General features: G+C 73.3%; 16 protein-coding genes. 10 read left to right on the top strand and 6 right to left on the bottom strand.

Annotated features, from left to right (window positions below; all coding sequences use genetic code 11):
* The 3 genes from E1269_RS23265 to E1269_RS23255 form a co-directional block, all read right to left on the bottom strand.
* On the bottom strand, positions 1-726 hold a 726-nt coding region (locus tag E1269_RS23265), incomplete at its 3' end, for a DUF222 domain-containing protein (RefSeq protein WP_162606590.1).
* A 225-nt stretch (positions 727-951) separates the two neighbouring features.
* Entirely contained in the window at positions 952-1,623 is a 672-nt protein-coding gene (locus tag E1269_RS23260) for a UdgX family uracil-DNA binding protein (protein ID WP_131899038.1), read from the bottom strand.
* Positions 1,616-2,578, bottom strand: coding sequence for an NAD-dependent epimerase/dehydratase family protein (locus tag E1269_RS23255; protein ID WP_131899036.1), 963 nt, complete (start codon positions 2,576-2,578; stop codon positions 1,616-1,618). The genes E1269_RS23260 and E1269_RS23255 overlap by 8 nt, the downstream gene beginning before the upstream one ends.
* Before the next feature lie 197 nt (positions 2,579-2,775).
* Between E1269_RS23255 and E1269_RS23250 the strand changes: the two genes are divergently transcribed.
* Positions 2,776-3,459 carry a GAF and ANTAR domain-containing protein gene (locus E1269_RS23250; RefSeq protein ID WP_131899034.1) on the top strand — a complete coding sequence of 228 codons (684 nt, stop codon included), beginning with the start codon at positions 2,776-2,778 and terminating at the stop codon, positions 3,457-3,459.
* A gap of 16 nt (positions 3,460-3,475) precedes the next feature.
* Here the strand turns inward: E1269_RS23250 and E1269_RS23245 are convergent, their stop codons facing one another.
* Positions 3,476-3,862 (bottom strand): hypothetical protein, encoded by a 387-nt coding sequence (locus tag E1269_RS23245; RefSeq protein ID WP_131899032.1) that lies wholly within the window; start codon positions 3,860-3,862, stop codon positions 3,476-3,478.
* A gap of 69 nt (positions 3,863-3,931) precedes the next feature.
* Positions 3,932-5,392: a non-homologous end-joining DNA ligase gene (gene ligD / locus E1269_RS23240; protein WP_131899030.1), complete on the bottom strand. Its 1,461-nt coding sequence runs from the start codon at positions 5,390-5,392 to the stop codon at positions 3,932-3,934.
* A 51-nt stretch (positions 5,393-5,443) separates the two neighbouring features.
* On the opposite strand from ligD, the gene E1269_RS23235 reads away from it, so the two are divergent.
* The 7 genes from E1269_RS23235 to E1269_RS23205 all read left to right on the top strand — a co-directional run bounded on the left by E1269_RS23235 (position 5,444) and on the right by E1269_RS23205 (position 23,182).
* Complete coding sequence (locus tag E1269_RS23235) at positions 5,444-5,905, top strand: YbhB/YbcL family Raf kinase inhibitor-like protein (protein ID WP_131899028.1); 462 nt, start codon at positions 5,444-5,446, stop codon at positions 5,903-5,905.
* A gap of 15 nt (positions 5,906-5,920) precedes the next feature.
* Positions 5,921-6,901: a sigma-70 family RNA polymerase sigma factor gene (locus E1269_RS23230; protein ID WP_131899042.1), complete on the top strand. Its 981-nt coding sequence runs from the start codon at positions 5,921-5,923 to the stop codon at positions 6,899-6,901.
* A gap of 82 nt (positions 6,902-6,983) precedes the next feature.
* On the top strand, positions 6,984-7,940 hold the full coding sequence (locus tag E1269_RS23225; RefSeq protein WP_131899026.1) for a TrmB family transcriptional regulator: 957 nt from the start codon (positions 6,984-6,986) through the stop codon (positions 7,938-7,940).
* Between the two features lie 110 nt (positions 7,941-8,050).
* Positions 8,051-11,275, top strand: coding sequence for a S8 family serine peptidase (locus E1269_RS23220; RefSeq protein ID WP_131899024.1), 3,225 nt, complete (start codon positions 8,051-8,053; stop codon positions 11,273-11,275).
* Positions 11,272-15,075 carry a S8 family serine peptidase gene (locus E1269_RS23215; protein ID WP_131899022.1) on the top strand — a complete coding sequence of 1,268 codons (3,804 nt, stop codon included), beginning with the start codon at positions 11,272-11,274 and terminating at the stop codon, positions 15,073-15,075. Before E1269_RS23220 ends, E1269_RS23215 begins: the two co-directional genes overlap by 4 nt.
* Positions 15,072-19,421, top strand: a complete 4,350-nt coding sequence (locus tag E1269_RS23210; protein ID WP_131899020.1) for a S8 family serine peptidase — start codon at positions 15,072-15,074, stop codon at positions 19,419-19,421. The genes E1269_RS23215 and E1269_RS23210 overlap by 4 nt, the downstream gene beginning before the upstream one ends.
* Positions 19,418-23,182, top strand: coding sequence for a S8 family serine peptidase (locus tag E1269_RS23205; RefSeq protein ID WP_131899018.1), 3,765 nt, complete (start codon positions 19,418-19,420; stop codon positions 23,180-23,182). Before E1269_RS23210 ends, E1269_RS23205 begins: the two co-directional genes overlap by 4 nt.
* Before the next feature lie 18 nt (positions 23,183-23,200).
* Here the strand turns inward: E1269_RS23205 and E1269_RS23200 are convergent, their stop codons facing one another.
* Positions 23,201-23,590, bottom strand: coding sequence for a YjbQ family protein (locus E1269_RS23200; protein WP_420810663.1), 390 nt, complete (start codon positions 23,588-23,590; stop codon positions 23,201-23,203).
* Between the two features lie 116 nt (positions 23,591-23,706).
* On the opposite strand from E1269_RS23200, the gene E1269_RS23195 reads away from it, so the two are divergent.
* Both E1269_RS23195 and E1269_RS23190 read left to right on the top strand, forming a co-directional pair.
* Positions 23,707-24,237: an RNA polymerase sigma factor gene (locus E1269_RS23195; RefSeq protein WP_131899014.1), complete on the top strand. Its 531-nt coding sequence runs from the start codon at positions 23,707-23,709 to the stop codon at positions 24,235-24,237.
* Positions 24,238-24,280: 43 nt separating this feature from the next.
* Positions 24,281-25,060, top strand: a complete 780-nt coding sequence (locus tag E1269_RS23190) for a hypothetical protein (RefSeq protein ID WP_131899012.1) — start codon at positions 24,281-24,283, stop codon at positions 25,058-25,060.
* Positions 25,061-25,188: the final 128 nt, after the last annotated feature.

The raw sequence follows: 25,188 nt of genomic DNA, 5'->3' as shown, positions 1-25,188 counted from the left end.
GGTGTGGCGGGCGGCGGCGTCGAGGGCGGTCCACAGGGCGGTGAGGTCTTCGGCCGGCCCGTAGAGGTAGAGGTGGGCCATGCCGTCCTCGCCGTCGGGGCTGGCCGGTTCGGGTCGGTCCACGCGCCGCTGGTCGGCGGCGTCGCTGCGGCGCCGCTCGGCCGCGCCGGGGTCGGCGGCGATCACTTCGCGGCGCAGGATGGTGTCCAGGACGGCGCGGGTCTTGCGCGCCGCGATCGGCAGGACGGCGTGTTCGACGCTGCGGCGTAGTTCGAGGGTGTTCAGGCAGCGGGTGCGGTCGGCGATCAGGGTGGCTTTGTCGGCGTCGATGTGCCCGGCGCTCAGCGCGGTGAGGGTGTCGGGGAGGTCGTGGACCAGGTCGACGGCGACCGCGACGCGGCGGGTGGCGCGCCCGGGGGACCAGGCCAGGGCGAGAGAGATCTCGCTGCCGGCGGTCTGGACGGCGCGATGCTGGTGCACTCCCCGCGCGTGGTCGGGGTAGGTGCACCGCTCGTACTCCGGCCGGGAGGCCAGCTCGGCGAACACCCGGGCCTGCTGCGCCTCGGCGTGGGCCTTCAGCCGTTCCCACGCCCGCGCCACCAGCACGACGTCATGCGCCGGCAGCTTCGCCGGCTCGATCTCGGCGAGCGCGGCGGCCAGCCGCAGGCCCGGCGGCAGCGCGGCCAACCCGTCCACGTCGCCGCACGACGGTGTCGGAGCGGACACCAGACCACACCCCTCCCAGCTCGGTTCGGGATGCGCCCGACGCACGAGCGCGCCACCCACGTTCGGCCGACCGGCTGGGGTAGACGACCACACCCGGCACGGGGCGTGACCGTGATAGACCTGGCGCCCTCAAACGGGTGCCTGTCTCAGCTTCACCACGGATCTTATCAAACACCTGTTCGACTACGCAAAGTCGGAAACTCGCAGGTCGTCGTCCCCGGCCTGCTAGAACCGTAGGTCCGCCACGGTGCGGAGGTCGGCGACGAAGTCCGCGTAGGCCGCTTGGCGGTCGCGCGCCCGCAGCACCGCCGACGGGTGCACGGTCGCGACCAGGAGCGCCTCCTCGATCGGCGGCCCGTCCTCGGTGGTCAGGGGAGAGCCGTCGACGTAGTCGGCAAACTCCAGCAGCCGGCCGCGCTCCTGGCTGACCCGGAACGACCGGCCCAGCATCGTCGCCGCTGCGGTCGCGCCCAGCACCACCAGGACCCGGGGCCGCACCGCCGCGAGCTCAGCGCGCAGCCACGGCCGGCACGCGGCCAGCTCGCCGGCGTCGGGCTTCTCGTGAATCCGGCGTTTGCCCTCGCGCCGGAACTTGAAGTGCTTGACGGCGTTGGTGACGTAGGTGCGGGGGCGGGACAGGCCGACCTCGGCCATCGCCCGCTCCAGTATCCGGCCGGCCGGGCCGACGAACGGGTCGCCCTCGCGGTCCTCGACGTCGCCGGGCTGCTCGCCCACCATCATGATCGTGGCGGTGCGTGGCCCGGCGCCGAAGACCGTCTGGGTGGCGTTGCGGTAGAGGTCGCAGGCCTCGCAGGTGGCGGCCGCGGCACGCAGGGCCGGCAGCGACCGGGTGGACGGTACCGGCGCGGCGGCGTGGGTCGCGGCGCGCTCAGACATGGCGGACGCCCGCGTCGCGGAACCATGCGAGGGTGTCCGCCAGCCCGTCGCGCACGCTCGTCCGCGGTCGCCAGCCGAGCAGCTGCAAGGCCAGGGAGATGTCCGGCTTGCGGGTGTGCACCTCGTTCGGCGGCGCCTCGACGAAGATCATCTCACCGCTCCGGCCGGCGATCTCGGCCACGTCGCGTGCGATGGAGAGGATCGTCACCTCGTCCGGGCTGCCGATGTTGACCGGCCCGGGATATGCGCCGGACGCCAACGCCATGATCCCGGCCACCGCGTCGTCCACGTAGCACAGCGACCGGGTCTCCGACCCGGATCCCGGGACCGTCAGTGGCGCGCCGGCCAGCGCCTGGCGGATGAACCGCGACAGCATGCGCCCGTCGTCGAGGCGCATCCGCGGGCCGTAGGTGTTGAAGATGCGGGCGATCGCGGTCGGCAGGTTGTAGGTCGTGTGGTAGGCGGTGGTGAGCGCCTCGGCGAAGCGGCGGGCTTCGTAGTAGGCCCCGTAACCGTCGGCGGGGTTGACGTGGCCGGCGTCGTCCTCCCGGTTGGGCTCGTCCGTGGCTGCGCCGTAGATCTCCGACGTCGAGGCGAGGGCGAAGCGTGCGGATCGGTCGCGGGCCAGGTCCAGCGCGTTGATGGTGCCGACGCTGGCGATGCGCATCGTGGAGACCGGGTCGAGAAGGTAGTCACTCGGTGCGGCCGGACCGGCGAGGTGGAAGATGACGTCCACCGGCTCGTCGACCTCGACGCCGTCGGACATGTCACCGCGGAGGAGCCGGAAGGTGGGTGTGTCCCGCAGATGCTCGACGTTGGCACGCCTGCCGGTCTCGAAGTTGTCGATGCATGTCACGCGGTACCCGGTGTGCAGCAGAGCGTCGCAGAGGTGGGAGCCGAGGAACCCGGCTCCGCCGGTCACCACCGCATGGGGGACGCCCTCGGCATGACTCATCCTCGTTCACACTCCCGGTCACAGCACTGCGCGAATCTCGGTGTGACTCCTGACTGGACATTCCGTACCCGTTGCCTACGTCTCGACACGCCGGGATCGGTGCTGGTCCGTGGGCTACGGCGACGGGCTGTACGCGACCGGCGGTGGGAGGCATGATGGGTGCACTGCGCGGGTGTCCGGTGTGGCGGAGGGCGATCATGAGCGATCCCGATGCGAGCGATTTCGCCGAGATGGCTCTCGCCCTGCACGACGAGCCCGACGTCGAGCAGACGCTCGAGCGTGTCGTCGAGTACGCCCAGCAGGCCACCGCGTGCGACTACGCCGGCGTGATGCTGCTGCACGGCCAGGGCAGGATCGAGACGGCGATCGTCACCGACCCACGGGTCGCCAAGGCCGACGAGCTGCAGGTCGACCTGCGCGAGGGCCCGTGCATGCAGTCCGTTGAGAGCCATGCGTCGTTCGTCGTCGCCGACCTCGGTGCCGACCCGCGGTGGCCGGAATGGGGCCCGCGGGCGGCCGAGCTGGGGCTGCGCAGTCTGCTCTCGGTGCGCCTCTACACCACTGGCGGCACCGTGGGCGCGCTGAACCTCTACGGCAACAAGCCCGAGGCGTTCGACGAGGACGACCTCGACGTCGCGGAGATCTTCGGCCGGCACGCGTCCATCGCGCTGGCCACCGCCCGCGAGGAGTCCGGGCTGCGGCAGGCCATCGGCGCTCGGCACCTCGTCGGCTTGGCACAGGGCATCCTCATGGAACGCTACGGCCTGGACGCCGAGCGCGCGTTCAGCGTCCTGCGCCGCTACTCGCGGCACAACAACATCAAGCTGCGCGTCGTCGCCGAGCGGGTGATCGCCACCGGGCGGCTACCCGAAGAGCCTTGACGGCTCGCTGCGCCGGTCACCAGCCGGGCTTGTCGTACAGGCCCTTCTTTTGCTGACTGTCTTCGTCGGCGTCTGGCGCAGTGTCGTCAGGGCGCAGGGCGTCGGCGGTGCGGCGCTGCTCGGCCGCGTCCACCGCGTCCTGATCCGCCGCGGCCCGCAGCCGCTCGGCCCGAGCGTCCTTCTCCGCGGCCTCGACGCGCTCCCGGCGCGCCGTTGCGGCCAGCTGGTCTGCTTCGGCCTGGCGTCGCTCGGCCTCTCGCTCGGCGATCAACGCGCGCTCGCGTTCCTCCTCGGCGGCTTTCCGCCGCGCGCTCTCGCCGCGCTTGCGCCGCGCGAGAATCCACGCGCCGATGGCGATGAGGACGACCAGCACGATGAGGACGATGATGAGTTCCGGGCTCATGGCGTGATGCCTCCCGTTCCGTCGCGATCACAGTGTGCGACGGTTCGCCCGTACCCGGGGCCGACGGGGTCATTCCTCCGGGTCGGCGGGTGGTGGCGGTGCGGGCAGCTCGCGGACGACGTCGCGTGCCGGCTTGTCCTCCGTCAGGCCCTCGAACGAGGGATGGCGCATCGTACCCTCGTCGGTCCAGTGGGCGAACTCCACCCTGGCCACCAGCTCGGGCCGGACGAAGACGGTGTCCTTCTGCGGCTGGCGGCCGGTGAATGGGCTCTTCTCGGTGCGCAGCGCGTCCAGCTTGTCCTGCAGCAGGTCGCGCATCGCATCGTCGAAGCCGGTGCCCACCTTGCCGGCGTACCTCAGCTCGCCGTCCTCGTGGTACCCGACCACCAGCGCGCCGAACCGGCCGCTGAGCCGGCCCTGCCCGGAAACCCAGCCGCCAACCACGACTTCCTGCTCCAGCACGTTCTTGATCTTGAGCCAGTCGCGGCTGCGTTTGCCCGCCTGGTACCTGCTGGCCAGCCGCTTGGCGACGACGCCCTCCAGGCCCTGCCGGCGGGTTGCATCGAGCAGCGCGTCGCCGTCGCCGCGCTGGTAGTCGGGGACCTGCCAGTTGGGTCCGCCCAGGCCCAGCCCGGCCAGCTCCTGGCGGCGCTCCTCGTAGGGCAGCCGCAGCAGCGACCGGCCGTCCAGGTAGAGCAGGTCGAAGATCACGTAGACGACGGGGATGGCTCGCTGCTGGCGGCGGATGTCGGCGTCGGCGGTGAGGTGGATGCGGGGCTGGAGCCGCTGGAAGCTGGGGCGGCCCTGGTCGTCGAAGGCGACCAGCTCGCCGTCGAGCACGACCCGCCGGGCGCCGACGTCGTTCATCATCGGCCGGATCTCCGGGTACTGCTTCGTGAACTCGCGCAGGTTGCGGCCGAACAGCCGCAGCCGTCCCGGCTCGCCGTAGGCGATGGCGCGCACGCCGTCCCACTTGATCTCGAAAGCCCAGTTCTCCTGGTCCGGCGGAAGCGTCGACAGCGTCGCCGCCATCGGCTTGACGGACCTCGGCATGGGGTCGCCGTCGGGCGCGGGCGGGTCCATGCGATGGATCATCCAGTCGTCGCCCTTGGTCCGGAACAGCGCGAACCGGCCGCTCACACGCTCGCCGTCGAGTTGGAAGACCACCTTGTCGTCGCGGAACTTCTCCGCCTCGTACGTGCCGTGGTCCCAGATGGTCATGGAGCCGGCGCCGTACTCGCCGGAGGGGATCTCGCCCTCGAACGTGAGGTACTCCAGCGGGTGGTCCTCGGTGTGCACGGCGAGCCGGTTCTCGTCGGGCGTCTCAGGGAACCCCCGCGGCAGCGCCCACGACGCGAGCGCGCCGTCGTGCTCCAGCCGCAGGTCCCAGTGGAGCCGGCGGGCGTGGTGCTCCTGTACGACGAACCGGTTGCCCGACCCGTCCCGGGAGCTCCGCCCGAGCGGTTCCGGGGTCTTGTCGAAGGAGCGCTTCCGCCGGTACTCCCGCAGCTCCTCCCGGTCCGGACTCATGGTGTCAATCGTGGCGGCAGGGGTAGGTGCAAGACAAGGAGGTCGTCTGTCATGCACCGCACAGCGCTGCGCAGTTCCGACTTCGAGGACCACGGGTTCATCCCGGACCGGCACAGCCGGCAGGGCGGCAACGTCTCGCCAGCCCTGGAGTGGTTGGGTGTCCCGCCGGACGCCGTGGAGTTGCTTTTGCTCTGCGAGGATCCGGACGCTCCCGGCGGCTCCTTCCTGCACTGGCTCGTCACCGGAATAGATCCGCATACCGCCGGCGTTGCAGAACATCGGAAGCCGGCAGCGGGCCGCGAATGGCCCAACGGCTTCGGGGAGATCGGCTGGGTTGGCCCGGCGCCTCCCCCGGGGGACCCGCCCCACCACTACTACTTCCGCCTCTACGCCCTGTTCGAGCCGGTTGACCTCGTGGACGATCCGTCCGTCGAGGACGTCTACCGTGCGGCCGACGCGGCGATGCTGGACCGCGGAACGCTGGTGGGGCTCTACGGACGACGAGGTGGTTGAGAGATTCCGATGACCATGACCAACGGACACGCCAACGGCACGGTCGCGATGCGCAGCGAGCCGCGTCAGCTCGACGAGGACTACGACCTCGTCGGGCAGTACCTGAAGCAGATCAGCGCCACTCCGCTGCTGACCGCGGCGGAGGAGGTCGAGCTGGCCCGGCGCATCGAGGCGGGTGTCTACGCGGACGAGCTCCTGCGGCAGGCCGAGGAGTCCGGCAGCGAGCCGGACCGGCCGCGCGAGGAGCTGGCGGCGGTGGTCCGCGACGGCGAGCGGGCCAAGGACCACATGATCCGCGCCAACCTGCGGCTGGTGGTGTCGGCCTCGCGCAAGTACTACCGCAACACGGGGCTGTCGTTCCTGGACGTGGTCCAGGAGGGCAACCTGGGTCTGATCCGCGCGGTGGAGAAGTTCGACTACGCGAAGGGCTTCAAGTTCTCCACGTACGCGATGTGGTGGATCCGGCAGGCCATCGAGCGGGCCCGGGCCGACAAGGCGCGGGCGATCCGACTGCCGGCGCACGTCGTGGAGACGATCTCCAAGCTCGGCCGCATCGAGCGCAAGCTCAGCGTGTCGCTGGGCCGGGAACCGTCCGCCGCCGAGGTGGCCGACGAGGCTGACCTCGCCGTCGAGCGGGTGGAGGAGCTGCGCCGCGTCTCGCGCGACGTGGTCAGCCTCGACACCCCGATCGGCGACGACGGCAGCACGAGCATCGGTGACCTCATCGAGGACACACATGTGCTGCAGGCCCCGGACGTCGCGGAGTTCAAGGCTTTGGGCGAGGAGGTGCGCGCGCTGGTGGACACGCTGCCGCCGCGCGAGGCACTGATCGTCACACTGCGCTTCGGCCTGCACGACGGGCGGGAGCGCACGCTCCAGGAGGTCGCCGAGCGGGTCGGCCTCACCAAGGAGCGGGTGCGGCAGCTGGAGAAGCAGTCGATCGCCGAGCTGCGCGATCCCGAGCGGCGCCAGCCGCTGCTGGAGTGGGCCAGCTGACGGTGCGGCGGGACGCTAAGGTTTCCGGTAATCGGACGACTCGATTCGGAGGGCGGCACCCCATGTCCAGCGTCGGTGGTTGATGCTCACGGTACTGGGTGCGTCCCCCGACGAGGACCGCGTGTACGGGCAGCTGGTGTCCGCCGTCTCCGCCACCGCCGCGGAGATCGCCGCCACCACCGGGCTCACGCCGCCTGCCGCCGACGACGCCCTGGCGGCGTTGGTGGGGCGCGGGCTGGCCAGCCGGACCATGGACGCCCCGGCCCGGTTCGTGGCCGCATCCCCAGGTGTCGTCGAGGCGATGATCGCCGACCGGCTGCGCGAGCTGCGCGCGGCCCAGGACACGCTGGACCGGCTGGCCGCGCAGCACCGTGCCAATGCCCTGGCCATGGAGGCGTCCGGGGTCTTCGAGATCGTCCGCGGCCAGGAGGCGCTGCGGCAGACCGCGATGAACCTGTTCGGGACGGCCCGCACCGAGGTGCTCAATCTCGTCAAGCCGCCGATCATCGCGGTACGGACCGAGGAACGGGTCCAGGCCGGCCCGTCGGTGCGCGGCCGCACCATCTTCGAGACCGAGGCGCTGGAGAGCCCTGGCAGCCTGCGGGCCGTCCGCGAGGGCCTGCGCCCCGGCGACCAGGTCCGGGTGCACACCAAGCTGCCGGTCAAGATGGTGGTGATCGACAGGTCGGTCGCCATGCTGCCGATGGCGCAGCACGACACCACCCCGGTCGCCGTTCTGATCCGCGAGGGTGCCGTGCTGGACGCCCTGCTCGCGCTGTTCGACTTCGTGTGGGCCGCCGCCGTTCCGCTGCACGTCGACAACGAGCACACCGCGCAACCGCGTGACCCGTTCCTCTCCGCCGACGACCGCCAGCTCCTCACGCTGCTGCTGGCCGGGCTCACCGACGAGGCGATCGCCGTGCACCGCGGCACGAGCATGCGCACCGTCCAGCGGAAGGTGCAGGCGCTGATGAACCGCGCGCACGTGCGCACCCGCATGCAGCTGGCGTGGGAGGCCTCCCGCCACGGCTGGGTCTGACCCGCGTCCTGTCGTCTCTGTGACATTGGCGGAGAATCGCCGCTCGTGACCGTTGAGTTCACGATCACGGCATTCGTAGCGTCATGGCCATCCACGAGCCGAGGGGTGCCATGCGACGACGAATGCCGGTGCTGGTGGCCGCACTGGGGTTGCTGGCGTGGCCGCTGGGCCCAGCCAGCACCTCAGCGGGTGCCTCGGGAGCGGCCGACGACGGGGTGCCGGCGCCGGTCGCCGCGGAGCTGACCGCCGCGGCGGCGGACGGTGACGCCGTCGAAGCCGTGCTGATCATGCAGCCGGCGGTCACGCCGCCGTCGGTGCCCGGTGCGGCGGACCGGGAGGCCGTAATTGGCGAGCTGAAGGCGGCCTCGGAGACGGCCCGGGCGACGGTGGCCGCCGCACTGCGGGCCCGCGACTCCCGGCTCGTCGGCGCGCGGCTGGGTCCGGCGCTGTGGATCAACAACTCGGTCCTCGTCTCGCTGCCCGGCGCCGCCGCGGAGTCGGGTCTGGCCGCCTTGGCCGAGCTGCCGGGGGTGGCACGGATCGTCCCGAACTTCACCCTGACCGCGCCGGAGGCCGAGGCGGCCGCCGACCCCGCCACCCCCGCGGCAGCCGCCGACGGCGAAGTCACGTGGGGCATCGAACGCATCGGCGCCGACCGCGCCTGGGCGGAGCTGGGTGTCGACGGCGGCGGCGTGCGCATAGCGACCCTGGACACCGGCGTCGACATCTCCCACCCGGACCTTGCCGGCAAGATGATCACCACCGACCCGGACGACGCCAGCCACCCCGGTGGCTGGATGGAGTTCGGCAGCGACGGCGGCCTGGTCTCCAGCACCCCGCACGACTCGGCCGTCCACGGCACGCACGTCGCCGGCACCATCCACGGCGGCGCGACGTCCGGCGTGGCCGTCGGCGTCGCACCGGGCGCCCAGATGATGCACGGTTTGGTGCTGCCCGGCGGCGAGGGTACGTTCATGCAGGTCGTTGCCGGCATGCAGTGGGCGATCGACCCCGTCGACGTCAACGGCGACCCGGCCGGCGAGCCAGCCGACGTGGTCAACATGTCGCTTGGCGTCAACCAGTACGTCCAAGAGATGATCGAGCCGACTCGGGCGATCATCGCCGCCGGCGCCTTCCCCGCGTTCGCGATCGGCAACCGGCAGTTCGGCTCCTGCGGCGTCGGCTCGGGCAGCCCGGGCAACGTGTTCGAGGCCGTCGGCGTCGGCAACACCACCGTCGACGACGACGTCAACGACGGCTCCTGCGGCAACGTCGTGAGCGCCGGCGACTGGGCGGACCCGCCGGCGGAGTGGCCGGACAGCTACGTCGTACCGGACGTCTCCGCACCCGGCACCGACGTCTGGTCGGCCGCGCCCGGCGGCGGCTACCAGTACCTGACCGGCACGTCGATGGCGGCGCCGCACGTCGCCGGCACCGTCGCGCTGATGGCCGAGGCCGCGCAGGGCGTCGACGTCGAGGCCGCCCGGCAGGCGCTGATCGACACCAGCTTCTTCGACGACCGGCATGGCTCTGAGCGGCCGAACCCTCGGTTCGGCTGGGGCCGCATCGACGCGTACGAGGCGACGCTGACCGTCGCGCTGGACTCCGGCGTCGCCGGCACGGTCACAAACGCCGCGACCGGCGAGCCGCTGGCCGGCGCACAGGTGCTCGAGCCGGTCAGCGGGCGCGCGCGGACCACCGGCACGGACGGCGGCTGGCGGCTGCCGCTGGTGCCGGGAACCTACCGGCTGGAAGTGAGCCGTTTCGGCTACGCCTCCACGACAGCCGAGGTCACCGTCGCGGCCGGCGAGGTGGGCACCGTCGACCTCGCGCTGGACCAGGCGCCGTCGGGGACCATCGCCGGCACGATCACCTATCAGGGCAGCGGCCACGGCGTGCCGGGCGCGACGGCGCGGCTGGCCGGGGTCCCGATCGAACCTGCCTCCACCACCGGCGCCGACGGCCGGTACGAGATCCCGGCGGTCCCGGCCGGGTCCTACCGGCTCGAGGTCACCACCGACCTCGCGCCGGAGCCACTCGCCGTCGACGTCACCGTCACCGCGGACACTGTGACGACCACCGACGTCGAGGTGCCGGCGCCGGGCGGCGAGCCCGCACCGCGATACGTCACCTGGGACCTGCGGGTCGACCACGAGGAGGTGCTGGCCGGCGAGCCCGTGACGGTCTCCGTTGCCGTCACCAACGTCGGCGCCGCGAGTGGCGGCGAGCCGGTGGAGCTGCGGGTCGGCTGGCGGGTCGAGGCCAGCACCGACGTCGAGCTGGCGCCGGGGGAGACCCGCACTGTGTCGTGGCCGGTGACCCGGTCGGAGCTGGGCGGCTACGACCTCTTCGTGGGCTCGCTGACCGGCCGGTTCCGGGTCCGGGCGCCGCGAGTCGAGCTCTCTGCGACGACGGTGTCGGGCGCCGGCTCCGCGGCCGGGCCGCTCGCCGGCGCCACGGTCGAGCTGCTCGCCGGCGACGAGCTGGTCGACGTCGGCAGCACCGACGCGGCCGGCACCCTGACGTTCGAGACCACCGCGCCGGACGCGGAGTACACGGTCGTGGTGCGGCGGCCGGCCACCGCGGACCACCCCTACGAGTACCTGCTGCTCGAACCGGTGCGGGTGGCAACGGACACCACGCTCGCGGTGCGCCCGGACGCCGCAGCGGACGCCGTCCTGGACCTGACCCTGGACCGGGTCGGCGACTGGCACCAGGCCGCGACGTACCTGCGGCACGAGCTGACCGGCACGCTGGGCTTCGCCGTCGCACCGGGCACCGTTGTCGCCACCGCCGGCGGGTACGACCTGCGGCATGTGCACGCCGTGACCGGCTTCGAGCGGGACTGGTGGAGCGTCTCCGCGGTCGAGGCGCTCGACCTCACCGAACCACGACGGCATGCCCACGAGTACGGCGGTCCGGCCGAGGCCGTCCTCGACGTCGTCCAGGACGAGCGCACCCAGTGGACCGCGACCTGGGCGGTGACCGACGCGCACGGTCATCCGTTCGCGCTGATGGCAGAGACCGAGCTGCGCCCGTGGGACGGGCTGCCCGACGCCGTGGTGCTGGACCAGCTGCCGGACCTGGTGGCCGGCGAGGCGCCGTACGAGGCCGACGCCGTGCTCCGGGTCAATGCTCCACTCGGAGAGCAGATCTTCGGCACCGGGCTGGACTGGGACGAGGCGACCGTGTCGCTGGACGTCGACGCGATGACCGCCGACGTGCGGCACGGCCGCTACGAGGTGTCCCTGGACGTCGACACCGGCGGCTACCGTCCGGGTGACCTGACCGCCGACGAGTCGGTCCGGGTCCGGCCGCTCCCGAACCGGCCATGAGCGCCCGGCGACGGGCCGGGATGGCCGCGATGGCTGGGCTGGCGTGGGTCTTCGCCGCCCTTCCCGGCAGCGCGGCACCGGCCGAGCCCCCGGCCGGTGCCGCGCCTGGCGGCGCCACCGCCCTGATCGCGCCGGACCTGCTCGCCCAGGCCGAGGAGGCCGCGCGCACCGGCGAGCCGCTCGACGTCGTCGTCGCGTTCGCCGCCGCGCCGGACCTCGACGTCCTGGCCGGTGACCAGGAGGCCGTGGTGGCCGGGCTGCAGGCGGCCGCCGCCGGCAGCCGCACGGCGTTCGAGGCCCGGCTGGCCGAGGGCGGCACGTTCGCCGGCGCCACCGTGCTGAACAGCCTCTGGATCGACAACTCGGTTCTGGTGCGGCTGCCGGCGGCCGAGGCGGCGGCCCAGGTGAGCGCGCTGGCCCGGGCGCCGGACGTGGCCTGGATCGCGCCCAACGCCGAGGTCCGCGCCGCCGAGGCGACGACGACCGCGGCGGGCACGCAGCGCACGCCGGACGCCGTCGTCGACCGCACCTGGGGCGTCGACCGCATCGGCGCGCACCGGGTGTGGGACGAGCTGGAAGTGGACGGGTCCGGGGTGCGGGTGGCCACCCTCGACACCGGCGTGGACATCGGGCACCCCGACCTCGCCGGCCGGATGGCCGTCGATGACCAAGCCGAACCGTCCGACGAGACACACCCCGGCGGCTGGATGGAGTTCGACAGCTACGGCCAGCGGGTCCGCTCCGCGCCGCACGACACCACGGGCCACGGCACCCACGTCTCCGGCACCATCCACGGCGGCGACGAGTCCGGCGTCGCCGTCGGCGTGGCACCGGGCGCTCAGCTCATGCACGGGCTGATCCTGCCCGGCGGCACCGGCACGCTGTACCAGCTGATGGCCGGCATGCAGTGGGCGATCGACCCCGTCGACGTCCATGGCGAGCCGGCCGGCGAGCCGGCGGACGTCGTGAACATGTCGCTCAGCCAGGTCGGCTTCCACCCGGCGATGATCGCGCCCACCCGCGCCATCCGGGCCGCCGGCATCGTCCCCGTCTTCTCGATCGGCGACGGCTGCCCGCCCGGCCTGACCAGCAACCCGGCCAACGTCTACGAGGCGGTCGCGGTCGGAACGACCGACGGCACCGACGCGGTCGACCCGTCGTCGTGCGGCGGTGTGGTCGACCGGAGCAACTGGCCCAACGCCCCGGCGACCTGGCCGGACTCCTACGTGAAGCCGGACCTGACCGCGCCGGGCACCGACGTCTACTCCACCCTGCCCGGCGGCGGCTACGGCCACCTGTCCGGCACCTCGGCGGCGACCCCGCACGTCGCCGGGACGGTCGCGCTGATGCTCTCGGCGCGGCCCGGGCTGGTGGTCGACGACGTCCAGCGCGTGCTGGCCCAGACCGCGATCTTCGACGCCCGCCACGGCTACGAGCGACCCAACGAGCGGTACGGGCAGGGCAGGGTGGACGCCCTGCGCGCCGTCTCCGAGGTGGCGCTGTCATCCGGGCTCACCGGGACGGTCACCGACGCCGTCACCGGTGGGCCGGTCGAGGGCGCCACCGTCATCGTCACCGGCGACGACTCCGGGCGCACCACTCGCACCGACGAAGCCGGCCGGTACACCCTGCTGCTGGAGCCGGGGACGTACGAGCTGACGGCCGGCGGGTTCGGCTACGGCGATGCCGCCCGGACCGCGGTGGTCCGGGCTGACGCCGTCACCACCGCCGACGCGGCGCTGACCCCGTCGCCGTCCGGATCGGTCGCCGGCACGGTCACCTACGCCGACACGGGCAGCCCGGTGCCGGGCGTCGACGTCGCGCTCGCCGGTACACCGCTCACCGCGGTCACCGGGTCCGACGGCCGCTATCGGTTCGACGGGGTTCCCGCCGGTGACTGGGCGGTGACGGCACACTCGGCGACGCTGCCCGACCCCGACCCGCTGCCGGTCACCGTCGCCGCCGGAGCCACCGCGGCCCTCGACGTCGAGCTGCGGGCGCCGCTGCCCACGGTGGCGACGCTCGGCGACGACATCGGCCACCTGCGCGGGTTCCTGGCCGGGCAGGACATCGAGGCGGTGCCGATCACGTGGGAGCGGGCCGGCGGCGACCTGAGCGGTTTCGGCACGGTCGTGGTGAGCTACGCGGCCGGAGTGACGGAGGGTGAGCTCACCGCGCTGCTCGACGCCGCGGACGCGAGCGGAACCGGCATCGTGTTCCTGGACACCTGGCATTGGGACCCGTTCGGCATCAGCCTCCTGGTGGACTACCTGGGCAACCCGGCCGCCAGGTACGAGGACGGCGGCATCGCGGTCGAGGGCGACCTGTACTACGAGGTGCTCGCCGACCACCCGATCTTCGCCGGCTGGGAGGTCGGCGACCGCATCCTCATCGACGAGCTGAGCCTGAACCGGTTCCACGCCTGGTTCGAGGGGTACGCCGGCGACGACCGGGAGGTCATCGGCACGATCGGGCGGACCGACACCGGGACCGTCGGCGACGCCGTCGCCGTGCAGCAGCGACCCACCAACCGGCACGTGCTGCTGTCCGCGCACGGGACGACGACCTCCAACCATCCCGGCACCTGGACCGACGACGCCGGCACGGTGTTCACCAACGCACTGGCCTGGGCCGGCCCGGTGCCCGATCCGGCGCTGCCGCGGGTGGTCGAGTGGAACCTGCGCGTCGACGAGGCCGTCACCACGGCCGGCGGCGAGGTTGTCGTCAGCGCGGACGTGACGAACGTCGGCGGGTCGCCGGTGACGCACACCGCCGAGCTGGTGGTGCACGGCGCCGTCGCGGCCACCGCCGAGGTCACGCTGGAGCCCGGTGAGACCCGCACGGTCAGCTGGCCGCTGCGCCGCGACGAGGCCCGCGTGTACCCTGTCCGCGTCGGCGAGGAGGCCGCGACGTTCCGGGTCCGGCCGCCACGGGTGGAGCTGACGACGCTGCCCGGCGCGACCGTCGAGCTGGTCGACCCGTCCGGCGAGTGGCTGATGCCCCTCGGCGGCACCGACGCCGCCGGCCGCCTGACGTTCGAGCCGCCGGTGGCAGGAGACCACGTCGTGGTCGTGCGCGATGCCGAGCACCTGCTGGTCGAGCCGGTGACGGTGACCGGCGACGAGGCCCTGGACCTGCGGCCCGACGTCGCCGGCCTGGCCGCCGTCGACCTGCGGCTGGACAGCATCGGCGGCGGGCACACCGCGGTCAGCTACCTGCGACACGAGCTGACCGGGGCCCTCGGCTTCCCGTTCCCGGCCGGGACGGTGCTGGTGACGCCCGGCCGGTACGACGTCCAGCACGTGCACACGGTGCGCGCCTTCGAGCACGACTCGTGGGCAGTCTCCGCGGTCGCGCCGCTGCCCGCCGCGACGGCCGGAGCCACGTCGACGGTGTCGTTCGGCGGCCCGGCAGTGGCCGCGGCCACCGCCACCGTGGCCGGCACCCAGCTGACGATCGACTGGTCGGTCACCGACGCGCACGGTCTGGTGTTCGTGTCGATGGGCGAGCCCGGGCCGCGGCGGGCGCCGGCCGGCGCCACCGTCCTCGAGGACGTCACTGGCCTGCTCACCGGCGCCGGCGCACGGGAGACCGAGGTGGTCATCCGACTGTTCGGCCCATCCGGCGCGCAACTGCACGGCGGCGGGGTGGGCTGGGGCGAAGGGACGCTCACCCGCGACCTGACCTCGTACGCCGACCCGGTACCCGCCGGCACCTACCGGGTCACGCTGACCGCCGAGACCGGCGGTTACCCGCCGGGCGAGCTGGTGGCCACGGCCCGGGCCCGGGTGCGGCCATGACGCGGCGGGCAGCGACCGCGGCCGCAGCCACGGCGGTGGCCGCGCTGGTGGTGTCGCTGCTGGTGCCCCTGCCGCTGAGCGCGTCAGCCGAGCTGTCCGATCCGTCCGGCGCGGGCGTCGTCGTCGTGCTGGCCGGAACCGCCGACCTGACCGCGATCGAGGGCGACCGCGACGCCGTCGTCGCCGAGCTGAAGGATGTGGCTGCGCGGAGCCAGCCCGCGGTCCGGGAGGCGGTGGAGCGCGCCGGCGGCACCGTCCGTGCCGCCTTGTGGCTCACCAACGCGCTGGTGGTCGAGCTGCCCGAGGCCGGGTCGCAGGGGGCCTTCGAGGCGCTGGCCGAATTGTCCGGCGTGGACCGGGTGGTGCCGAACTTCGCGGTGACGCCGCTGGAACCGGCCGCGACGACCGCGACCGCGACCACGGCGGTGGACGCCGCACTCGCCGTGGGCGACGCCACCTGGGGTGTCGACCGGATCGGCGCCGACCGGGTCCACGACGAGCTGGGCATCGACGGGTCCGGAGTCCGGGTGGCGACCATCGACAGCGGCGTCGACATCGGCCACCCCGACCTCGCCGGGCGGATGGCGACCGACGACCCGGCGGACCCCGCGCACCCCGGCGGCTGGATGGAGTTCGACCGGTTCGGTGGCATCCTCCGCTCGACGCCGTACGACGGCGACGAGGAGAACGGCCACGGCACGCATGTGGCCGGCACCATCCACGGCGGCGACACGTCCGGTGTGGCCATCGGTGTCGCGCCCGGCGCGCTCATGATGCACGCGCCGTTCTACGGCGGCGGCGACGGCACGTGGGCCCAGGTGGTGTCCGCGATGCAGTGGGCCATCGACCCGTTCGACCAGGCCGGCGAACCAGCCGGCGAGCCGGCGGACGTCCTCAGCATGTCGCTGGGCTCCCGCGGCTACCTCCAGGAGCTGATCGCGCCGGTCCAGGCGGTCCGCGCGGCCGGGGTCTTCCCAGCTGTGGCCATCGGCAACGACTGCGAACCCGGCCAGACGGCCAGCCCCGGCAACGTCCTGGAGGCGGTGGGCGTCGGCGCCACCGACCGCACCGACACCGTCACCGCCTTCTCCTGCGGCGGTCCGGTGCGCCGGTCCGACTGGGCCGACGCGCCGGCGGACTGGCCGGACTCTTACGTCAAGCCCGACCTGTCCGCGCCGGGCGCAGACGTGTACTCGTCACTGCCCGGCGGCGGCTACGGCGTCGTCTCGGGCACGTCGATGGCCACGCCGCATGTCGCCGGCGCCGCCGCGCTGCTGTTCGCCGCCGCGCCCGGCCTCACCGTCGACGAGGCGGTCGCGGCCTTGACCGACACCGCGTACTTCGACGAGCGCCACGGCGCGCAGCGGCCCAACGCGCGGTTCGGCGCCGGGCGGATCGACGCGCACCGGGCGGTGCTCGCCGTCACCGGCGGGACCGGGATCGCCGGCATCGTGACCGACGCCGCCACCGGTGCCCCGGTGGCCGGCGCGACCGTCGCGGTCGGCGGCCGGGTCACCCGCGCCGACGACACGGGCGCGTTTCACCTGCTGGCACCGGCCGGCTCGCGCACCGTCGAGGTTGCCGCCGGCACCTACCGTGCCGCCACGCTCGACGTCACCGTGCCGGCACACGCCGTCGCCACCGCCGACGTCGAGCTCGCGCCGGAACCGGCCGGTTCGGTGACCGGCCGCGTCGCGTTCGGGCCCACCGGCGCCGGCGTGCCCGGCGCCGCCGTCGAGGTGCTGCCCGCGGCCGGCACGACGCCCGGGACCACAGCCGAGACCAGCACCGACGCCAGCGGGGAATTCGACCTCGGCCGGCTGGCAGCCGGGTCGTACCGGCTGCGTGCGCACGCGCCGGGCCTGCCGCCGTCGGCGCCGCTCATGGTCGAGGTGGCGGCCGGCCGGGACACCGCCGTCGAGCTTGCCCTGAGCGAGCCGGCCTCGGTCGAGCTGGTGTCGGCCGGGCCGGACGGCGAACCGGCCGACGGTACGTCGAGCAACGTGTCGATCAGCGCCGACGGCAGGTACGTCGCGTTCGACAGCTACGCCGGCAACCTGGTGCCCGGTGACACGAACCGACGCGCCGACGTGTTCGTCCGCGACACCTCCACCGGCGAGGTCGAGCGGGTCTCCCTCGGCGCCGGCGGCGCCGAGGGCAACAGCGACTCGGTGGCCCCGGCCATCAGCGCCGACGGCCGCTATGTCGCGTTCGAGAGCCTCGCGACCACCCTGGCCGACGGCGACACCCCGTTCACCATGGACGTGTTCGTCCACGACCGGGTGACCGGCACCACCGAGCGGGTGTCCGTCGGGCCCGGTGGCGCTACCGGTCCGGGCTGGTCCTCGGCGGCGTCCATCAGCGGCGACGGCCGGTACGTCACGTTCTCCAGCTACGCCGCACATCTCGTCGAGGGCGACGTCAACGGCACCGGCGACGTGTTCGTGCGCGACCGCTCGACGGGTACGACGCGGCTAATCTCGCTGTCGGCGACCGGCGAGCAGGGCAACGGAGCCTCGACCGACGGCGTGATCAGTGCGGACGGGCAGCACGTCGCGTTCGAGTCCGCCGCCACGAACCTCGCCGGCGAGGACACCAACGAGCGCGGCGACGTGTTCGTCCGCGACCTGGTCGCCGGCACCACCGAGCTGGTCTCCGTGGCCGCGGACGGCACCCAGGGCGAGCACTCCTCCGCCGAGGTCGCCATCAGCGGCGACGGGCGCGTGGTGGCGTTCACGAGCCTGGCCAGCACGCTCGTCCCGGGCGACACGAACCGCGACTACGACGTGTTCGTGCGCGACCGGACGGCCGGCAGCATCGAGCTGGCCTCGCTCGGCGGCGACGCGTCGTCGACCCGGCCACGGGTCAGCGGTGACGGCCGGCACGTCGCCTTCGCCAGCGGCTCGACCGGCCTGGTGCCCGGCGACACCAACGGCGCGCACGACGTCTTCGTCCGCGACTTGGAGCTGGATCGCACGGATCGTGTGTCGCTGCGCGCCGACGGCGGCCAGGCGGACGGGACGTCGATCTACTCGGCGATCAACGCCGACGGCCAGCGGGTCGCGGTCTACAGCGAGGCACCGAACCTGGTGGACGGTGACACGAACCGCCTCGCGGATGTCTTCGTCGTCGACCGGTCGCCCGAGGCGGGGCCGGCGGCGCGCTTCGCCGTGCACGACCTCGAGGTGACGCCGGGCACCGCCCGCCCGGGCGAGCCGGTCACCGTCGCCGTCCAGGTCACGAACCTCGGCGCCGCGGCCGGCGACCTCGACGTGCCGCTCACCGTCGCGGGCGCGGAGCAGCCGGTGCGGACCGCCGCGCCGGGACCCGGCGAGACGACCACGCTCACCTGGACCACGACGCCGAGCGCGCTGGGCGGCCACGACGTGCGGGCCGGCGCCGGGCCGCACGAGGTGGCCGGCTCGGTGCGCGTGCGGCCACCCGAGGTGGAGCTGGAGACCGGGTTGGCCGGCGCGGCGGTGTCGCTCGTCGACGGCGACCGGCTGGCGCGCGTGGCCACGACCGGCGCCGACGGCGGCGTGTCGTTCGAGACGACCACGGCCTCGGGGTCGTACACCGTCGTCGTGCACCGCCCCGGTACGACCGCCGACCCCACCGGCTACCTGCTGACCCAGCCGGTCACCGTCGACGACGACACCGAGGTCGAGATGAGCGCCGAGCAGGGGACCGCGGTGCTGGACCTCCGCCTGGACCAGGCCGCCACCGGCCACCAGGCGCTCACCTACCTGCGACCGGAGACCACCGGACCACACGGGTTCGCGTTCGCGCCCGGTCCGGTCGTGGTCACCCGGGGTGGCTACGACCTGCGCCACGTGCACCAGGTGGCCGGGTTCGAGCGCTCCTGGCTCGGCGTCTCCGACGTCGTGGCCGGCGTGGACGTGGACGCCGACGCGACCCACCGCTTCGGCGGTCCGGGCGCGGCGTCCCTGACCGCGGCCATGGACACCGGCACCCAGTTCACCACCGGCTGGTCGGTCACCGACGCGCACGGCATCCCGTTCTCCGTCATGACGCTCGGCGAGCTCGACCCCGCCCGGCCGGCGTCGCCCGCGGTGCCGCGGCACGCGGTGCTCGAGGACCTGCCGGCAACGGTCCGGGTGGGCCCGCCGGCCGAGGTGGTGCTGCGGATGTACGACGCGTCCGGCCGCCAGGTCCACGGTGGTGGTCTCGCCTGGGACCAGCGCAGACTCACCCGCGACCTGAACACCATCACCGGCACCGTCGACCGGCGGTACCGCCTGGAGCTGGAGATCGAGGCCGGTCCCTACCCGCCGGCCGAGATCACCGCCACTGCGCACTTGCGCACGAACAGGAGGACGTCGTGAGAGGTGTCATCGCCAGCGTCGCCACTGTCGCCCTGACCGCCGGCGCAGCCGCTGCGGCAACGCCGGCAGCAGCACCGGCGACCCGGCCGGACGCCGCCGCCGGGCTCGTCGACGTCGCCGACGCCGCGGCCGGCGCGCCGGTGGAGATCACGCTGATCACCGGAGACACGGTCGTCTACACCGACACCGGCGGTGCCCGCCCGAACGTCAGCGTCGAGCCGGCACCGGACAGCGGCACCAGCAGCATGGAGATGACGATCGGCCCGGACGGTGCCGTGCTCGTGGTGCCCGACCAGGCGCAGCCGCTGATCTCCGCCGGCGTGCTGGACGAGCGGCTGTTCGACGTGCGGTACCTGGCCGAGAACGGCTACACCGACGCCGAGATCGACAGCATCCCGTTGATCGTCACCTACGCCGACGGCGCCCGGCTCGCCCAGCGCGCCGCCGCGCTGCCGGCCAGCTCCGACGTCACGCAGCTCACCAGCATCGACGCCACCGCCGTGGACGTCGACAAGGCGTCGACCGGCGACTTCTGGGAGCACGTCACCGGTGCGCGCACACTCAGCTCCAGCGCCATCGAGAAGGTGTGGCTGGACGCGCGAGTGGAGGCCAGCCTGGACGACAGCCGGCCCCAGATCGGGGTGCCGCAAGCGTGGGAGAGCGGCTACGACGGCTCCGGCGTCCGGGTCGCCGTCCTCGACACCGGCTACGACACCAACCACCCGGACCTGGCCGGGCAGGTGGTCAGGTCGCGCAGCTTCATCGCGGGCGAGACCGTCCACGACGGGCACGGCCACGGCACCCACGTGGCCTCCACCGTCGCCGGCACCGGCGCCGCGTCCGACGGGCGGTACAGCGGCGTCGCGCCGGGCGCGGAGCTGCTCATCGGGAAGGTCCTGGACAACGAGGGCTACAGCTACGGTTCCGAGGTGATCGACGGCATGGAATGGGCCGTCGAGCAGGGCGCCGACATCGTCAACCTCAGCCTCGGCTCGTTCCCGAGCAACGGCCAGGACCCGCAGAGCCAGGCGCTGAACCAGCTCAGCACGGAGTCCGGTGCGCTGTTCGTCGTGGCCGCCGGCAACTACGGCCCGAGCGCCCTGCGGGTGACGTCGCCGGCGGCCGCCGACGCGGCACTTGCCGTCGGTGCCGTCGACAGCGAGGACCGGATGGGCGACTTCTCCAGCCGCGGCCCGCGGGTGGGCGACGGCGCCATCAAGCCGGAGATCAGCGCGCCCGGCGCGGCGATCGTGGCCGCCCGCTCCGCCGGCACCGACGGGGGCGTCCCGGTCGGCGAGTACTACCTAGCCAACGGCGGCACCTCCATGGCCAGCCCGCACGTGGCCGGCGTCGCCGCGATGGTCGCGCAGCGCCATCCGGACTGGACCGCGACGCAGCTCAAGGACGCGCTCATGAGCACGTCGGTGGATCTGGGCCACGACCTGTACGCGCAGGGCAGCGGCCGGGTCGACGCGGCGGCAGCCACCTCGTCGCCGGTGACGGCGACCGGCAAGGTGGAGCTGGGCATGCACCCGTTCCCGCGCGACGGCGTCGAACCGCGCACCGTCCCCGTGACCTACACCAACACCGGCGACACCGACCTGGCGTTGGAGCTGGACCTGGACGTGACGAACGTCGACGGCACCGCGGCGGCCGGCCTGACGCTCTCGGCGCCGGCGGTGACCGTCCCAGCCGGCGGCAGCGCCAGCGTGGACGTCACCCTGGACCCGAGCGGCAACTCGGGCGGCCGCTTCACCGGACACCTGGTCGCCACCGGGCCGGGCACCGCCGTCGCGATCACCGCGGTCGCCTTCGACGTCGAGCCCGAGACGCACGAGCTCACCGTCTCCGCCACCGCGCGCGGCGGCGCGGTCCCGGCCCAGACCTCCGTCGTCGTGGTCAACGAGACCAACCCGGCCCTCTACTACAGCCAGCAGGCGGTGTCCGACAGCGGCGAGGTGGTCTTCCAGGTGCCCGCCGGCGATTACAGCGTCTACGGACGCATCGTGACCGACGACCCCGGCGGCCAGCTCACCCCGTACAGCAACGACCTGTTCCTCCTGCCCGGAGTCGACGTCGCCGGCGACAGCCGGGTCGAGGTGGACGCCCGTGAGGCGGTCGACTTCGAATTCGAGGTCGCCGACGACCCGCGGCCGAACGAACCAACCCAGATCACACCGACGCTCTACCGGACCCTGGCCGACGGCACGACGACCGTGCTGACCGCTCTGGCCGACCGATCCGACGTGACGACCAGGCAGGGCGCGATCCCCTCGGCCGAGCCGGCGGTCGGTGACTTCAGCATGACCGCGGTCACCACGCTGCGCGAGCCGATCATCCGCGCGACCGTGGGCTCGCAGCCGGTTGCGACGGTGACGCCGCGCTACACCGGGCGGTTCGACGGAGAACGGACCGCGCCACTGGTCGACGTGGGAGCCGGGACGGAAGCCGAGTTCGCCGCCGCCGACGTCGAAGGCGCCGTCGCATTGGTGGCGGGCGACCCGTCGTGGGCGGAGGACTTCGCGCAGCGGGCCGCGGCTCACGGCGCGATCGCCCTGCTGGTGACGCGCGAACGGCCGGGTGCGCTGCAGGTCGCCGTCGGCAGCGACAACACGCTGCCGGTGCTGGCGGCGCCCCTGGACGAGGGGGAGCGGCTGCGCGAGGGCCTGGCCGCCGGCCCGGTCGAGATCACGCTCACCGGGGTCGTCGAGGCGAGCTTCACCTACCAGCTGTGGGCCGAGGACACCGGACGGATCCCCGATGAGCTCACCCACACCACCCGGCGCTCCGAGCTGGCCGCCGTCGACAACTCGTACCACGCGGAGCTGGAGGGGCTGCGCGGCAGCGAGGTCATGGAGGTCTACGCCGCGTGGGAGGGCGGGTCCTTCCGGTACTTCGACCAGCTCATCCAACCGGTGCGGCGCACCGACTACGTCAGTGCCGGGCCGCAGATGCGCCAGCGCCAGCAGGTGCACTCGGTGTGGGGGTTCAACTCGGTGAACCTCCGCGGCACGGTCCAGGCCTATCAGCCGGGGAGGACCTACCCGGTGAGCTGGCACGAGGCGCCCGGTCATCCGAAGGGCTACACCGAGCTGCCGTGCGTCATGTGCCGGACCGAGAACATCTGGGCCTTCGCGCCGTGGACCCGCGGCGACTCCGACCCGAGCCACTACGGCAGCGGCCGCACCTGGACCACGACGACGCTGTACCGCGACGGCGAGCCGATCGACGACCCGGCGGCGTTCCTGGTCGAAGCGCCGGCCACCTACCGGATCGAGCAGGTCGGACAGGCCGAGGTCGGCCCGGAGCACCAGCTGGCCGCGACCACGCACACGGCCTGGACGTTCGTGTCGTCGGCGCCGACCGAGCTGGAGATCGACGGGTGCGGCGAGATCCTGCCCGGCGCCAACGTGTGCGCGGCGCTACCGGTGATCATGCTCGGCTACGAGGTGCCGCTGGACCTGTTCAACCGGGCGCCGGCAGACCGCGGGTTCGGGTTCACCGTGAGCACCGACCGTGCGGTCGGGTACTCCGGATCGGCGGAGGTGACCGGGATGACCGTGGACGTCTCGTACGACGACGGCGCCACGTGGGAGCCCGCGCGGGTCATCCCGCGACCGCGCGACGGCGAGTTCATGGTACGGACCAACCACCCGAAGCTCGCCGACACCAGCGGGTTCGCCAGCCTGCGCGTCGAGGCCTGGGACGACGAGGGCAACCGCACCACCCAGACGATCGACCGCGCCTACGCGCTCTCCTGAGTCAGGGGTGACGCGGGGTCAGGCCGCGACGAACGACAGGCGCAGCCGGCGCTCGGGGTTGTCGACATTGGAGTCGACGACCACCACGCTCTGCCAGGTGCCGAGCGCCGGCTGGCCGTCGAGCACCGGCAGCACCAGCGATGGCGACACGAACGCGGGCAGCACGTGGTCGCGGCCGTGGCCGGTGCTGCCGTGCCGGTGGCGGTAGATGTCCTGTCGCGGCAGCAGGCGGTCGACGGCCTCGGCGAGGTCGGGTTCGGTGCCGGAACCGGTCTCGATCAGTGCCAGTCCGGCCGTGGCATGCGGCACGAACAGGTGGCAGAGGCCGTCGCCGCGGCCCCGGCAGAATCGGTGCACCTCGGCGGTCACGTCCGTCACCAGGTCGGTCCCGGTGCGCAGCTGGATGATCTCACTGTCCACGGAACCATTGTCCGGGCACGTTCCGGAATCCCCTGAGCTGCCCGTAACCTTCTGGCCTACGAGTTCACCACGGCGAGGCGAGGTGGGGCGGGAGGCGAGCGGTCATCGGCGACGACTTCGACGGCATACTCGCCGCGGCGCGCTCCGGCGCGCCGTGGGCGTTCGAGCGGCTCTACTCCTCACTCGCCCCCACCGTCGCCGGCTACCTGCGGCTCCAGGGCTCGGCCGAACCGGACGACCTGACCAGCGAGGTGTTCCTGGGCATCTTCGCTGGCCTGGCCGGGTTCGAAGGCACTGAGGCCCAGTTCCGGTCGTGGGTCTTCACCATCGCCCACCGGCGGCTGATCGACGAACGACGACGTACGGCCCGGCGCCCAGCCACGCCGACGGACGATCCGAAGGTGCTCGACCGTCCGGGCGGCGACGCCGAGGCGGACGCGATCGACGCACTCGGCCTGCGGCGGGTGCTCGAGCTGTGTGCGACGCTGTCGGACGACCAGCGTGAGGTGGTGGTCCTCCGCGTCGTCGCCGACCTCACCGTCGAGCAGGTCGCCGAGGTGGTCGGCAAGTCGCCGGGCGCGGTGAAGGCGCTGCAGCGCCGCGGTTTCGACGCGCTGCGGAAAAAACTCCGCTAGAGGCCGTACCCCTCCGGCGCCCGCCGGCGATTACGTAGACGAGATGCTTCCACTCCACGTGCTCGACGACGCGACCATCGAGGCCCTGATCGCGGGCCGCGCGGTCGCGCCCGAGCTGGAGCCGCTGGCCGGCCTGGTTCGGGGGATACGTGCTGCCTCGAGCCGGCCGGTCCAGCCTTCGCGGGCACTCGCCGTCCGGATCGCCAGCGGCGACTTCGACGGCGTCGAACCCGCCCCGGCGCCACAGCGCCCCGCCCGCCGGCTGCGCACCTGGCTCGCCGCGTCCAGCCCGCGGGCCCGCGCCGTCGCCGGCGCGGCGGTACTGTTCACCGGGCTGACGGCGGCGACGGCCGCCGGCGCGATGCCCGAAGGCGCCCAGGCCCGGATGCAGACGTTGATCGAGTCGGTCACGCCCATCAGCTTCGAACGCGACGCCGAGCCCGATCTCGTCGATGTCGTCGACGAGTCGCCGACCCGAGGGGACGACACCGGCCGGGAAACCTCGTCCGGTACCTCCAACGACCGGCCTGACCAAACGGGCAAGCCGGAAACACCACCAGGCAAACCGGAGGACCCGGGAATTCCCGAGGAGCCGGAGCCTCCCGGCAAGCCTGCGACTCCGCCGGGCAAGCCGGAGAGCCCGCCGGGCAAGCCGGAGGGCCCGCCGGGTAAACCCGACGACCCCGGCAAGCCCGACAAGCCCGAGGAGCCGCCCGGCAAGCCCGACGAGCCGGGCAACCCCGACGACTCCGGCTCATCAGACCACGCCGAGGGCCAGCAGGGCTCCGGTCAGGAGAACCGCCCTACCGGTCCGAAACGGTAGGGCCCCAAGACGCCCGACGTACGAATCCACGGTGACGTCGGGCACGGGTTGCGGCCCCGGTTCGCTGCGGAGGCCGGGGTCGCAACCCCCTTCTTCTCGTCGCCCGTCCGCGGCCGCGCCGCGTGACG

It is taken from the genome of Jiangella asiatica, assembly GCF_004349065.1.
GTDB lineage: Bacteria > Actinomycetota > Actinomycetes > Jiangellales > Jiangellaceae > Jiangella > Jiangella asiatica.
Note: the sequence above shows the minus strand (reverse complement) of the source record. Positions and strands in the feature narration are given on the sequence as shown.

Bases quoted from the DNA above. Each gene is read 5' to 3' on its own strand.
- E1269_RS23190 (WP_131899012.1), top strand. From the start codon at position 24,281: ATGCTTCCACTCCACGTGCTCGACGACGCGACCATCGAGGCCCTGATC.
- E1269_RS23225 (WP_131899026.1), top strand. From the start codon at position 6,984: ATGCTCACGGTACTGGGTGCGTCCCCCGACGAGGACCGCGTGTACGGG.
- E1269_RS23210 (WP_131899020.1), top strand. From the start codon at position 15,072: ATGACGCGGCGGGCAGCGACCGCGGCCGCAGCCACGGCGGTGGCCGCG.
- E1269_RS23220 (WP_131899024.1), top strand. From the start codon at position 8,051: ATGCGACGACGAATGCCGGTGCTGGTGGCCGCACTGGGGTTGCTGGCG.
- E1269_RS23230 (WP_131899042.1), top strand. From the start codon at position 5,921: ATGACCAACGGACACGCCAACGGCACGGTCGCGATGCGCAGCGAGCCG.
- E1269_RS23215 (WP_131899022.1), top strand. From the start codon at position 11,272: ATGAGCGCCCGGCGACGGGCCGGGATGGCCGCGATGGCTGGGCTGGCG.
- E1269_RS23250 (WP_131899034.1), top strand. From the start codon at position 2,776: ATGAGCGATCCCGATGCGAGCGATTTCGCCGAGATGGCTCTCGCCCTG.
- E1269_RS23255 (WP_131899036.1), bottom strand. From the start codon at position 2,578: ATGAGTCATGCCGAGGGCGTCCCCCATGCGGTGGTGACCGGCGGAGCC.
- E1269_RS23235 (WP_131899028.1), top strand. From the start codon at position 5,444: ATGCACCGCACAGCGCTGCGCAGTTCCGACTTCGAGGACCACGGGTTC.
- E1269_RS23260 (WP_131899038.1), bottom strand. From the start codon at position 1,623: ATGTCTGAGCGCGCCGCGACCCACGCCGCCGCGCCGGTACCGTCCACC.
- ligD (WP_131899030.1), bottom strand. From the start codon at position 5,392: ATGAGTCCGGACCGGGAGGAGCTGCGGGAGTACCGGCGGAAGCGCTCC.
- E1269_RS23245 (WP_131899032.1), bottom strand. From the start codon at position 3,862: ATGAGCCCGGAACTCATCATCGTCCTCATCGTGCTGGTCGTCCTCATC.